Origin of the sequence: Comamonas testosteroni ATCC 11996 (genome assembly GCF_000241525.1) — a bacterium.
In the GTDB taxonomy this organism is placed as follows: domain Bacteria; phylum Pseudomonadota; class Gammaproteobacteria; order Burkholderiales; family Burkholderiaceae_C; genus Comamonas; species Comamonas testosteroni.
Genome location: NZ_AHIL01000012.1, coordinates 265,370 through 276,937 on the forward strand (window position 1 = coordinate 265,370; position 11,568 = coordinate 276,937).

Below are 11,568 nucleotides of genomic sequence, written 5' to 3' on the forward strand. Positions count from 1 at the left end.
ATTAATTGCAAAGACATCAAAATTTAATCCATGTCTTTTGCCGATGCACCATCCCGCGACCGCCTGGGCTTTCTCATGGTCACCCTGACCCGCCAATGGCGGCGCTTTGTCGAAGAACAGCTGGCCGCCAGCGGCCTGACCGACGCCACCTGGACGCCGCTGCTGCACCTGCGCGCCTGGGGTGACGGCGTGACGCAAAAGGAACTGGCCGAGCGCGTGGGGCTCGATGGCTCCAGTCTGGTACGCCTGCTGGACATTCTCGAGGGCAAGGGCTGGGTGGAACGCCGCGCCGATGCGGCAGATCGCCGCAGCAAGCGCATCTTCCTCACTGCCGCAGGCAATGGTGCCGTGGACAGCATCCGCGCCACCATGCTCGAGGCCGAGCTCAGTCTGCTGCAGGACCTGGAGGACTCCGAGGTCGAAGCCATGCTGGACGGCGTCAACAAGATTCGCGCCCGCATCGAGCAGATGCATGAGCAGCGCTCAGCCCAAGTCCATCCCGGCACCGAGGAGCGCGCATGAGCGTGGCTGCCTACGACCGCCTGCTGGAGAGCGCCACGCGATGGGGCTTTGACAGCGCCCGCCTGCGCCAGCATCTGCGCACGGCTTTTGCAGCCTGTATTGCCGTGTTCGCCGCCTGGGCCCTGGGGCTGGAACATCCGCAATGGGCGGGCATGACGGTCTGGGCCGCTTCCCAGCCACTGCGCGGCCAGTTGCTGGAGAAAAGCTTTTTCCGTACCACGGGCACGCTGGTCGGCACGGCCGCTGGCGTGGTGCTGGTGCTGGTGGCCAATGGCGATCTGCTCTGGCTGATCACGGGGCTGGCGGTGTGGATAGGCATCTGCGCGGGCCTGGGCAATCTGCAGCGCAGCTTTGCCTCCTACGGCACCATGCTGGCCGGCTATTCGGCCTCGATGGTTGCCCTGCTGGACAACGGCAACCCCGTCCATGTCTACGCGCTGGGCTGGGATCGCCTGTTCACCGCACTGACCGGCGTGGCCGCCGCCCTTGTCGTGGGCTGGCTGTTCACGCCTGTGGGCGCCGAAATCCCCGGTGACGGCCGGGTGCGCCGACTCTGCGCCCGTCTGCTGCGCGACATCGCCGACGCTGCCCAGGCCACAGCCAGCGGGCACAGCGCCCTCAGCCCCAGGGACCTGGCCGAGCGACTGGCCGTGATGGCCGCCATCGAGGAAGGGCTGGACCCACATGCCGCGGGCTCGCAGCGTTCGCGCCGCGCCGTCCGGGCGCTGCGCCGCCTGATCAATACCCAGATCTCGGCTCTGCTCTGGCTGCGCGACAGCACGGGCAAGACCATCACCCCGGCATTCACGCCTGCGCAGGCCCAGGCCATGACGGCCGCGCTGGAGCAGGCCGCCATGCTGCTCGAAACCCAGCCCGCACCGCTGGCCGCCATCGACGCCATCGCCACGGCCCGCAGCGCCGCCGCCGGCTGGGGCCATGCCGAGGAAATCCTGGGCAATATCGGCCTGGCCCTGCAGGCCCACTTTGTAGCTGCCAGCGACATGACTCTGCCGGCCCACCATCGCGCACGCCAGTTGCCCGTGGTCCTGCACAGCGACTGGGTGGGCGCGCGCCGTGCCATGCTGCGGGCCTTCAGCTCCATCTTTCTGGTCGGCCTGATCTGGGTGGTCACCGGCTGGCATGGCGGCGCCTATATGTTGCTGGGCCTGTCGGTGATGATCACCGTGTTTTCCTCGTTCGAGAATCCGGCCTTCACCATGCGCTTTGTGATTCTGGGCCAGGCCATGGGCGCGGGCGTGGCGCTTGTCTGCCAGTGGTTTGCCTGGCCGTTTGCCAACAGCCAGTTGCAGATGGTGCTGATGATGCTGCCCTTCATCTTCCTTGGCGCCCTGCTGCTCAGCCACCGCCGCACCACGCTGTACGGCTTTGACTGCAATATGGTGATCCTGCTGGCTCTGTCGCCGCATTTCCCGTACCAGCTCGATGTGGGCCACTCGCTGTCCATGGCGTTTGCCATCGTCACCGGCCCGCTGGCCGGCTGGGCAGCCTATCGCTTCATCCTGCCCGTCACCGCACAAGGCCGGCTCAACGGTCTGCGCGCCATGATGGTTCATGAGCTGCAGGACATGGCCTCCGCCCCGGCACATGCCAGAGACGTGCGCGTGTGGCGCGCCCGCCTCTACCACCGCCTGCTGCGCCTGGTGCGCGCCTCCGAAAAAGTCAGCGCCCCTGCCGTGCAGGACGCGGCCGACTGCGGTCTGGCTGCGCTGCGGGTGGGCAAGGCCGTTCTGATCCTGCACCAGCTGCAAGCGGATGTACTCCTGTCCGAAAGCACCTTGCGCGGTGTGCGCAGCGCACTGCAGAGACTGCAGCAATTGCCCAGCGCTCCAGACAGGGCCACGCCGCTGCTGCAAGGCCTGGCCCGGCGCATACAGCAGCGCCAGCCCGAGCAGGCGCTGCAACTGCGGCTGGCCGCCCAGGACATCCGCGAGCATCCAGCCTTCTTTGCCTCCAGCGCCGCTTTGCGCTGAGCGCTTCAGCAGCCGCCCGATAGATGGGCGGCAATCGCCGCCTCGCTGACGCCATAGAGCTCAGCCAGCGCTGCGGGCGCGGCCACTGCGCGCGGCTCGCCCACGCCCAGCAGCCGCCCATGGCCCAGCAGAGCGATCCGGTTGGCCACACGCAAACCGTGCTCGGGCTGGTGGGTGGACAACAGCATGGCCATGCCCTGGGCGCTCAGCGCCTCGATCTGCTCCAGCACGCGGATCTGGTTGCCGAAGTCCAGGCTGGCCGTGGGCTCGTCCATGACCAGCAGCGCCGGTTCCTGCGCCAGTGCGCGTGCAATCAGCACCAGTTGCCGCTCGCCGCCGCTGAGCTCCGTGTAGCGGCGTGCGGCCAGATGGGCGATCTGCAGCCGCTCCATGCAGGCCAGTGCCATGGCACGGTCCGCGCCGCAGGGCCTGGCCAGCAGGGGCAGGCGCGCGGCGCGGCCCATGAGGACCATGTCCAGCGCCTCGAAGGCAAACACCCCGGCCTGGGCCTGGGGCACATAGCCGACGCGGCGCGCGAACTCCGCACGCGACCAGCTCTGCACCGGTTGGCCCTGCACCAGCACCCGGCCCGCCAGCGGCGCCAACAGGCCCAGAACCGTGCGAAACAGCGTGGTCTTGCCACAGCCGTTGGGGCCCAGCAGACACAGCACCTCGCCGGCGGCAATCGACAGATCCACCGCTTCGCTGACCATGCGGCGACCGTGGCCGGTGCTCAGGCCCTGCAAGTCCAGCACCGTCATCAGGCATCTCCCTCACGGCGGCCCGTGCGAGCCAGCAGATACAGAAAAAACGGTGCACCGACCAGGGCCGTCAGAATGCCCAGCGGCAGCTCGATACGCGCCATGGTGCGGGCCAACGTATCGGCAGCCACCACAAAGCCCGCGCCCAGCAGCGCCGAAGCCGGCAGCAGGCGCACGAAATCAGGGCCGACCAGCAGGCGCGCCACATGCGGCACCACCAGCCCGACCCAGCCGATGATGCCGGCCAGCGACACCGCCGCCGCCGTGCCCAGCGTGGCGCAAACCACCAGCACCAGGCGCAGCCACGCGACCGGCACGCCCAGAGCCCGTGCCTCCTCATCGGGCAGGGCCAGCAGATTGATGCGCCAGCGCAGCAGCAGCAAGGGCAGCAGGGACGCCAGCATCACGGGTGCCGTGGCGACCACCTCCTGCAGCGTCACGGCCGACAGGCCGCCCATGAGCCAGAAGGTGATGGACGGCAGCTGGGTGTTCGGGTCGGCCAGGGTCTTGATCAGGGCAATGCCGGCCCCCAGCAGGGCACCCAGCGCCATTCCTGCCAACACCAGCACCAGCACCGGTTCGTGCCTGCGCACACAGGTGCTGATGAGCACCACGACAGCCACGGCGACCAGTCCGCCGCCAAAGGCCAGCCATTGAACAGCAAACATCGACAGGCCCAGATAGATGGCGACGACGGCGCCCAGGCCGGCACCGGCCGAAACGCCCAGAATGTCAGGCGAGACCAGCGGGTTGCGAAACATGCCCTGGTAGGCCGCACCGGCTGCAGCGAGCATCGCGCCGACCGCCATGCCGGCTGCGATGCGCGGCAGCCTGATGTTCCAGAGCACGGTTTCAGCCGCTGGCGCCAGCGGCGACGCAGCCCCCGTGGCCCGTGCCCAAAGCGCTTCGGCCAGCTGTGCCGGTGCCAGTGCAAACTGCCCCGAGCCCAGCGCCCACAGCAGCACCAGAGCCAGCAAGACCAGGGCCGGCCACCAACCCAGGTTCCTGCGCACCCGGCCGCGCCGGCGGCACTGACTCATGTCCGCCCTCGAAGCATCACTTTCGCTGCGCTCATCGCCAGGTCTGGAATCAAAGGACTTCATGCAGTTCCGACGCCTTCAACGCGCGGCGTCCAGCAGCGCTCGCAACTGCATCGGCGACAGCTGGAGGCCATAGAACAGCGCATAAAACTCGCGCACCGCCTGCTCCAGGGCTTTGACATCTTGCTGGGCGAAGCGGCCCGGATGCAGCTTCTCAAGCAGCCAGCGCACGCCGATCAGCCGGTTCACGCTGGGCGGGCCGTCCAGCCAGCCGAAAGGCAGCACCGGCGCACAGTGCACTCTGCCACTGCGCACGGCGCTGACGCCGCGCCACAAGGGGTCCTGGCGCACGCGCTCGGCAAAGCCCGCCTCCTGGGTCAGTATGACTTCGGGGTCCCAGGCCAGTATCTGCTCCATCGAGACGCGCGTGAGTCCGCCCCTGCCGGCCTGGGCCGCCACATTGCGACCGCCCGCATACTCGATCACCTCGACATTGATGGAGCCGGCCAGCCCGGTTTCCAGACCGTTGGCGCCGCGCCCCAGATAGACACGCGGCCGGGCCTGCTCACCAAGGCCGGCAGTCACGGCGCGCACCAGAGCCGCGACCTCGTCGGCATGGCGGGCCAGGGTCTCTGCGCGCCCTGCTGCCCCCAGCAAAGCGCCCACCTCGCGCAGCTGGCGCGCATGTTCGGGCAGGCTGCCTTGCACCAGCACGCAGGCCAGGCCCGTCTGGCGCGCCAGGCGCTCGGCGGCAGAGACATGGGTGGCGTCGGAGGTCCCGGAGTCCAGCACCAGATCGGGTTGCAGCGCCAGCAGCTTTTCGAGCGGCAGGGTGCTGCCACGGCCCGACAGGCGCCCGAGATAGGGCAAAGTCTGCAGTGGCGCTCCCAGATGGGCGCGCGCCGCATCGCCAAGCTGCATGGGCCAGCCCAGCAACTGCTGCGGTGCCAGCGCGGCCAGCAGCACGCCTGCCGGCGGCCCCGACGCGAACACGCGGCCAGGCCGTGCAGGCAGCGCCCCAAAGCGGGCGGCAATGACCGAGCCGCCATCCTGCGCCCAGACCCCACCCTGATACAGGTTCGAGGCCAGCGTCGCAGCACCGGCCTGCAGCCATTGGCGCCGCGTCAGCATGACCGGTCTCCCTGGTCTTCGCGCTGCAGCTGCTGGCAGCACCAGTGCAGCAGTGCCTGTTCGTCAACCGGCAGACGCACGAAGGCGCCGCCGGTAAAGCTCTGCCAGCCGGCCTCGTGGCGGGCCGCCACGGCCGTGACCACGGGAATGCCAGCCTCGACAAAAGCGGCGATCTCCTGGACAAAACCGCCACCGGCGGCTTCGAGCTGGCCGAAGCAGTTGACGACGGCCAGCTCCACGCCATCGGCCAGTGCCTGGCGCAGCACCACACTGGCCTGGGCCAGTGCCTGCGGGTTCAAGCTGCAGGCCTTTGAGCTGACACCCAGGTCCTCGGTCATCTCGAACTGCAGGCCGCTGCGCAGATCCAGCAGACGCATGCACTTGTTGCCGTTGGCATAGCGGCTCTGGCGATGCACCAGCCCACCCACCTGCCGGCCCGACTGTTGCAGCCGCCGTGCCACGCCCTCCAGCAAGTCCTCGATATCGTGCCGCTCATCGGGGTATATCAATGCCGCCAGCGGCGGCGTCATAGCAGTGCTCATACTGCTCCTTCGCTCAAGTCTGTCCATCGACACCGGCACTCATGCCGGCGGGCACGCTATCGCGCGCAAACACCCAAGGGCCGCCCGCGCCGCTGGCCGCTTCCAGCGCATGCTGGCCGGCCGCAGACAGCAGGTACTCGGCCAGCAGGCCCGCCGCCTGGCGCTGCTGCACCGTGGCCGGATGGCGCGGGCCGGGCGTGAGCAGCACATAGGGTCTGCGCATCAGCGGATCGCCATGCAGCAACCGCTCTATGCCAGGCGCGCTCATCTTGCCGAAGGCCAGGGGAATATGGCCGACCACGGCATAGGCCTGCTCGCGCGCCGCCAGCTCCAGCACTGCCTGTGGTCGCGGGCCGGTGTCGGCGCGCAGCCAGCGCGCATCGGGGCGTATGCCGCCACGCCGCCACAGACGCTGCACCACGGTATAGCTGCCGGGATCGCGCAGCGCGATAAAGGGCGAGCCGGTTTCGGCAATGCGCCGCAGCGCCTGCGTGCCGTCAGCGACCGAACGCACGCCGGCGGGGTCATGAGCGGGGCCGGCAATGACATGCTCGTTCCAGCCCCAGACACGCACGGCGGAAGCCATGCCGCTGGCCTCCAGCGCCATGGCTTCGTCGCTGGCGTGGATCAGCAGCATCTGCGCCTGGCCGCGCGCGAAGGCGGGCACCACGCCCTCCTTGGGTGCAGCCGCCACGGTGGTGACCGGCATGGTCAGGGCGTGGCTGGCCTGCTCGGCCACGCGCGGCCACACGCCGCACAGCACCAGCCCGCCCACGGCCGCCACCTGTACACCGGCGGCCGAAGCCGGCTTTGGCTCGGCCGCCAGTGCCGGACCGCCGACAAGGCCTAGTAGAGCCAGGCTTTGCAGCCACTCGCGGCGCGCCAGCGGTGTCTGTAGCAGATTGCTCATGCTCATCAGAATCGGTAACCGAGGTTCACATACCAGCTGCGCCCCGGCATGGGCAAGCCGTCTGCCAGCTGATACCACTTGTCGCCCAGATTGGCCACGCCGAAGTCCAGCGTGGTGTCCGGACGCGGCAGATAGCGCGCCCGCAGATTGGCCACGCCGTAGCCGGCCATCTGATAGACCTGGGCCTGGCCGCTGGCCGACAGCGGCACCTTGCGGCCCTGTTCTGCCTCCAGCTCGGCGCGCAGCTGCCACTGGGCCTGCGGATTCCATTGCAGGGCCGCCGTCAGGCGCTGGCGCGGCGTGTCCGTCAGCGTGATGCTGCGGTCGCTGAGATTGGTACGGCTCAGATAGGTGTAGCCCGCATGCACAGCCCACTGGGCCGACAGTTGCTGCGCCAGCGACAGCTCAAGACCGACATTGCGCGTGCGCCCTACGTTCTGCGCCTGGTTGCAGGTCTTGCCGCCACAGGCCGTGGAGTCCACGACCATGGTCTGGATCTGGTCGCGCACCCTGCTGTAGAACACGGCCGCCTGCCCCTTGCCGCCCTGCCAGGGCTTGCCGCTCAGGCCCAGCTCCAGATGGTTGGCCACCTCGGGCTTGAGGTCGGGGTTGGCCAGGGCCGTTCCCATGCGCGCCGAATAGCGGTCCTTGATGGTCGCAAAGCGGCTCTTGTGCGAGGCAATCAGATAGACCTCGTCGCCCTGGGCCGTGAGCGCATAGCTCAGTCGTGCCAGGCCGTTGGTGGCACTGGTGGAGCCCGTGGGCCACTGGTAGACCTGTTTGGCATCGCGCTGATCATGGCTCAGGCCCAGCGTCAGGCGCCAGCGCTCGGCCAGGGCGATGTGATCCTCGAGCACCAGCGAGGTGGTCACATCGCGGTAGTGCTTCTGCGGGTCCTTGCCCGAGGCCGCGTCGGTGTGCTCATCCTCCTTGTAGTGGAAGGCCGCATGCAGCTCATGACCGGAGAAGGCGTAGTTGACCCACTCCACGCTGGCACCCTTGCTCACATCCTTGTAGCTGCTGGTCGGATCGTGGGCCGTGTAGCTGGCGTCCTTGTACATGTCGAGACCGTTTTTGTAGGTGTCGTGGTAGAGGCGCGTCTTGAGCACATTGCTGCCGTTCAGACGGGTGGTGCTCAGGAAATACAGGCTGTCCTTGTCCCAGTAGGGCCAGCGCCAGTAGCGCACGGCGTTCTTCTGCGTGGACTGGCCGGTGTAGACGGGATTGCCCTTCTCGCCTTCCTGGCGCACATAGCCGATGGCGTATTCGTCCGTGGCATTGGGCGTGAGTCCGAGCTTGAAGGACAGGCGCTTGTCGGTTCGGTCCGCGTTCTCGCGATTGCTGCCGGTATCGGTGGGCTGCTTTTTGTAATCCCTGAAGCCCCGGGGCAGAGGAAAGCTGTCGGCCTCCAGGTAGGAGGCGCCCAGCTGGTAGTACCAGTTGCCCTGGTTGCCCCCCAGGTTGAAGCTCGCCCTGTGCTCGCCACCGCTGCCCACACCCAGGCGCACGTCGCCCTCGAAGGGCTTGACCGGTTTGCGCGTGACCAGATTGACGGCGCCGCCCAGCGTATTGGGGCCGTACAGCAGCGAGGCACCGGCCTTGGCCACGTTGATCTCGGCCAGGTCGAAGGTGGTGAAACGGCCCAGATCCACATAGCCGTCGTAGGGCACATACAGAGGCACGCCGTCCACAAAGATGGGCGCCTGGCGCGAATCGAAGCCGCGCAGATTGATCATTTCCTCGTTGCGGCTGTTGCGCGAGAGGCTCACGCCAGGAAGATTGCGCACGGCATCGGCCACGGTGCTGGCGTTGCTGCGCTCCATTTCGGCACTGGATACACGCTGCATGTCGCCGGCCCCGAGCTCCTCGGCCTCGCGCCGCGCGCTGACTTCCACCGTACCCAGCGTGAAGGTCTGGCTCGCGGCTTCGGCTGCGCCCGCAGCTGACACCTGCGCCCAGGCCGTGCCCATGGGCACGATGGCCAGCGCGCCCCACAACCAGCTGCGGCGAAGAACAAAACTCGGAGGATGGAGAGAGGAAACCGTGGAGTGCAATGACATGGCGCGGGCTGGAATTTGTTGTCGAATGTAAAAAACCGTCGATTCTAGCCATCGCTATTCATTTTTGGAATAACGATCGACAAACAGTCCCCATAAGCCGCACGGCATACACATCCCATGAAAAAGGCCACCCGAGGGTGGCCTTGCATCAGATGCCTTGCAAATTCAAACGCAGCTGATTGCCACGGCCTTGGCTACCAGATAGGCCTCCAGCGCTTCCGGGCCGCCTTCGGAGCCGTAGCCCGAATCCTTGATGCCGCCAAAGGGCAGCTCGGCAGATGGCAGTGCCGGCTGGTTGATCCACAGCATGCCAGCTTCCACATCCTGTGACAGCTGGTGCGTCGTCTTGAGCGAGCGCGTAAAGGCATAGGCCGCCAGACCATAGGAGAGGCGATTGGCCTCCTGAATGGCATCCTCGATCTTGTCGAAGCCGCGAATCGCCGCCACGGGGCCGAAGGGCTCCTGGTTGAAGATATCGGCCGTCAAAGGCACGTCGGCCAGCACCGTGGGCGCAAAGAAGTTGCCCGCAGAACCAAAGGATGCGCCGCCCGTCATCAGCTTGGCACCACTTTGCTCGGCGTTCTGGATCAGCTGGGTCAGCGCGGTCACGCGACGCGGATTGGCCAGCGGCCCCATCTGCGTGCCCTGCTCCAGGCCGTTACCGACCTTCAATGCCTCGGCATGGGCGACCATCGCGCGCGTGAACTCCTCGCGCACGCTGTTGTGCACCAGAAAGCGCGTGGGCGAGATGCAGACCTGGCCCGCGTTGCGGAACTTGGCCGCGCCTGCGGCCTTGACGGCCAGTTGCACGTCGGCATCCTCGGCCACGATCACGGGGGCATGGCCGCCGAGCTCCATGGTGGAGCGCTTCATGTGCAGGCCGGCCAGCGCTGCCAGTTGCTTGCCCACGGCCGTAGAGCCCGTAAAGGTCACCTTGCGGATCACCGGATGGGCAATCAGATATTCGGAAATCTGTGCGGGGTTGCCATAGACCAGGCCCACGACACCTGCAGGAATGCCGGCATCGACGAAACACTTGAGCAGCGCTGCGGGCGAGGCCGGAGTTTCTTCGGGGGCCTTGACCAGGAAGGAGCAGCCCGAAGCCAGGGCCGCGCCGATCTTGCGCACGATCTGGTTGACGGGGAAGTTCCAGGGCGTGAAGGCAGCCACGGGCCCCACGGGCTCCTTGATCACCAGTTGCTGCTGCTCGGGGCGACGCGAAGGCACGATGCGGCCATAGACACGCAGAGCCTCGTCGGCAAACCATTCGATGATGCCGGCGCCGGCAATGATTTCCACCTTGGCCTCGGCCAGCGGCTTGCCCTGCTCCTGCGTCAGCAGCGCGGCGATCTCGTCGGCACGCTCCTTGAGCAGGGCTGCTGCACGGCGCATGATGGCGCCGCGCTCATGGGCAGACACCTTGCGCCAGACCTGAAAGCCCTTGTCTGCCGCCGCCAGGGCGCGGTCCAGGTCGGCAATATCGGCATGGGCCACACGGCCAATCACCTCGCCGCTTGCCGGGTTGCGCACATCAATTTTCTTGCCGCTGGCAGCGTCCTGCCACTGACCGTCGATCAAAAGCTGGGTATCAGGATATGCAGTGCTCATCGCATGACTCATAGGTGTCGGCCGCCGCTATCCCCCTGCAGACTGACGAGGCCGGGTGTGACAAATGTTCAGGGGTTACCGGACAAATTCTAGTCATGCAGGCTCGGCACTCAGACAAAAGGGAGACAGCTGTCAGCAATCGGGCTTTACGCACCCACGGCGCGGCGCAGCTGCACCTGCTCCAGCAGGACGTCAAGGCCGGCTTCCGACGATGCGGCAAGACCGACGACGTCGCCCACCACGAACACGCAGGGACTGCCCAGTCCGCTGCATGCCAGCGCCTGCGTCATCTGCCCCAGATCGGTCAGTATCTGCTGCTGTGCGGGCAGGCTGGCGTTCTGGACCAGGGCCACGGGAGTCGTAGCCGGCAGTCCGCCGGCCAGCAGCTGCTGCTGGATGATGCCAGCAGTGGCAACGCCCATGTAGATCACCAGCGTCAGCCCCAGCATGCGGGCCGTGCCGGCCAGCAGTTGCCAGTCATGGCCGGCGCTGCCCGGCTTGGCGTGACCTGTGATGAACACCACGCCATGGGCATGGTCGCGATGGGTCAGCGGCACGCCCAGGCTGGTGGCGGCCGCCAGCCCTGCGGTGATGCCGTTGACCACTTCCACGGCGATTCCGGCTGTGCGCAGATGCTCGACCTCCTCGCCGCCACGGCCGAAGATGAAGGGATCGCCGCCCTTGAGGCGCACCACCAGCTCGCCCTGGCGCGCCGCCAGGATCATGAGCTTTTCGATGAATTCCTGTGAGGTGCTTTCGCGCCCGCCGCGCTTGCCCACATGGACGACGCGGGCGCTAGCGCTGGCAAGCTTCACGATGTCGGCAGACACCAGGTCGTCGGCCAGCAGCAGCGTGGCGGACTGGATCAGTCTCAGCGCCTTGAGCGTGAGCAGCTCCGGATCGCCGGGGCCGGCACCGACCAGATAGCAGCGGCCCACGGGCGGCAGGGAAGTGGCATGGCTGTTTGTCATGGCTGGCCTTTCATATGCATTGCCGGACATCG

10 protein-coding genes are annotated in these 11,568 nt (G+C 67.2%); 2 read left to right on the forward strand and 8 right to left on the reverse strand.

Annotated elements, in window-relative coordinates; genetic code table 11:
- Positions 1 to 30: 30 nt before the first annotated feature.
- A complete protein-coding gene (locus CTATCC11996_RS06465) occupies positions 31 to 522 on the forward strand; it encodes a MarR family winged helix-turn-helix transcriptional regulator (protein ID WP_003074246.1) in 492 nt (163 codons plus the stop codon).
- Positions 519 to 2,513: an FUSC family protein gene (locus tag CTATCC11996_RS06470; protein ID WP_003074248.1), complete on the forward strand. Its 1,995-nt coding sequence runs from the start codon at positions 519 to 521 to the stop codon at positions 2,511 to 2,513. Before CTATCC11996_RS06465 ends, CTATCC11996_RS06470 begins: the two co-directional genes overlap by 4 nt.
- A gap of 5 nt (positions 2,514 to 2,518) precedes the next feature.
- Here the strand turns inward: CTATCC11996_RS06470 and CTATCC11996_RS06475 are convergent, their stop codons facing one another.
- The 8 genes from CTATCC11996_RS06475 to cobA form a co-directional block, all read right to left on the reverse strand.
- Complete coding sequence (locus CTATCC11996_RS06475; protein WP_003074250.1) at positions 2,519 to 3,274, reverse strand: ABC transporter ATP-binding protein; 756 nt, start codon at positions 3,272 to 3,274, stop codon at positions 2,519 to 2,521.
- The gene (locus CTATCC11996_RS06480; RefSeq protein ID WP_042437498.1) at positions 3,274 to 4,314 is read right to left on the reverse strand and encodes a FecCD family ABC transporter permease; all 1,041 of its coding nucleotides are present in this window, start codon (positions 4,312 to 4,314) and stop codon (positions 3,274 to 3,276) included. The genes CTATCC11996_RS06475 and CTATCC11996_RS06480 overlap by 1 nt, the downstream gene beginning before the upstream one ends.
- Before the next feature lie 78 nt (positions 4,315 to 4,392).
- Positions 4,393 to 5,445: an iron ABC transporter substrate-binding protein gene (locus tag CTATCC11996_RS06485; protein WP_003074253.1), complete on the reverse strand. Its 1,053-nt coding sequence runs from the start codon at positions 5,443 to 5,445 to the stop codon at positions 4,393 to 4,395.
- Positions 5,439 to 5,987, reverse strand: coding sequence for a DUF2478 domain-containing protein (locus CTATCC11996_RS06490; RefSeq protein WP_034348291.1), 549 nt, complete (start codon positions 5,985 to 5,987; stop codon positions 5,439 to 5,441). Before CTATCC11996_RS06490 ends, CTATCC11996_RS06485 begins: the two co-directional genes overlap by 7 nt.
- Before the next feature lie 13 nt (positions 5,988 to 6,000).
- On the reverse strand, positions 6,001 to 6,897 hold the full coding sequence (locus tag CTATCC11996_RS06495) for a substrate-binding domain-containing protein (protein ID WP_034348318.1): 897 nt from the start codon (positions 6,895 to 6,897) through the stop codon (positions 6,001 to 6,003).
- A 5-nt stretch (positions 6,898 to 6,902) separates the two neighbouring features.
- A complete protein-coding gene (locus tag CTATCC11996_RS06500; RefSeq protein ID WP_370511087.1) occupies positions 6,903 to 8,957 on the reverse strand; it encodes a TonB-dependent receptor plug domain-containing protein in 2,055 nt (684 codons plus the stop codon).
- Positions 8,958 to 9,122: 165 nt separating this feature from the next.
- Positions 9,123 to 10,565: an NAD-dependent succinate-semialdehyde dehydrogenase gene (locus tag CTATCC11996_RS06505; RefSeq protein ID WP_003074262.1), complete on the reverse strand. Its 1,443-nt coding sequence runs from the start codon at positions 10,563 to 10,565 to the stop codon at positions 9,123 to 9,125.
- Positions 10,566 to 10,711: 146 nt separating this feature from the next.
- A complete protein-coding gene (gene cobA, locus CTATCC11996_RS06510; protein WP_003074264.1) occupies positions 10,712 to 11,536 on the reverse strand; it encodes a uroporphyrinogen-III C-methyltransferase in 825 nt (274 codons plus the stop codon).
- Positions 11,537 to 11,568 lie beyond the last annotated feature (32 nt).

What these genes read in the sequence shown, in the direction of transcription:
- CTATCC11996_RS06495 (WP_034348318.1), bottom strand. Translation starts at nt 6,897, where the DNA reads ATGAGCAATCTGCTACAGACACCGCTGGCGCGCCGCGAGTGGCTGCAA.
- CTATCC11996_RS06505 (WP_003074262.1), bottom strand. Translation starts at nt 10,565, where the DNA reads ATGAGCACTGCATATCCTGATACCCAGCTTTTGATCGACGGTCAGTGG.
- cobA (WP_003074264.1), bottom strand. Translation starts at nt 11,536, where the DNA reads ATGACAAACAGCCATGCCACTTCCCTGCCGCCCGTGGGCCGCTGCTAT.
- CTATCC11996_RS06490 (WP_034348291.1), bottom strand. Translation starts at nt 5,987, where the DNA reads ATGAGCACTGCTATGACGCCGCCGCTGGCGGCATTGATATACCCCGAT.
- CTATCC11996_RS06485 (WP_003074253.1), bottom strand. Translation starts at nt 5,445, where the DNA reads ATGCTGACGCGGCGCCAATGGCTGCAGGCCGGTGCTGCGACGCTGGCC.
- CTATCC11996_RS06465 (WP_003074246.1), top strand. Translation starts at nt 31, where the DNA reads ATGTCTTTTGCCGATGCACCATCCCGCGACCGCCTGGGCTTTCTCATG.
- CTATCC11996_RS06500 (WP_370511087.1), bottom strand. Translation starts at nt 8,957, where the DNA reads ATGTCATTGCACTCCACGGTTTCCTCTCTCCATCCTCCGAGTTTTGTT.
- CTATCC11996_RS06475 (WP_003074250.1), bottom strand. Translation starts at nt 3,274, where the DNA reads ATGACGGTGCTGGACTTGCAGGGCCTGAGCACCGGCCACGGTCGCCGC.
- CTATCC11996_RS06470 (WP_003074248.1), top strand. Translation starts at nt 519, where the DNA reads ATGAGCGTGGCTGCCTACGACCGCCTGCTGGAGAGCGCCACGCGATGG.
- CTATCC11996_RS06480 (WP_042437498.1), bottom strand. Translation starts at nt 4,314, where the DNA reads ATGAGTCAGTGCCGCCGGCGCGGCCGGGTGCGCAGGAACCTGGGTTGG.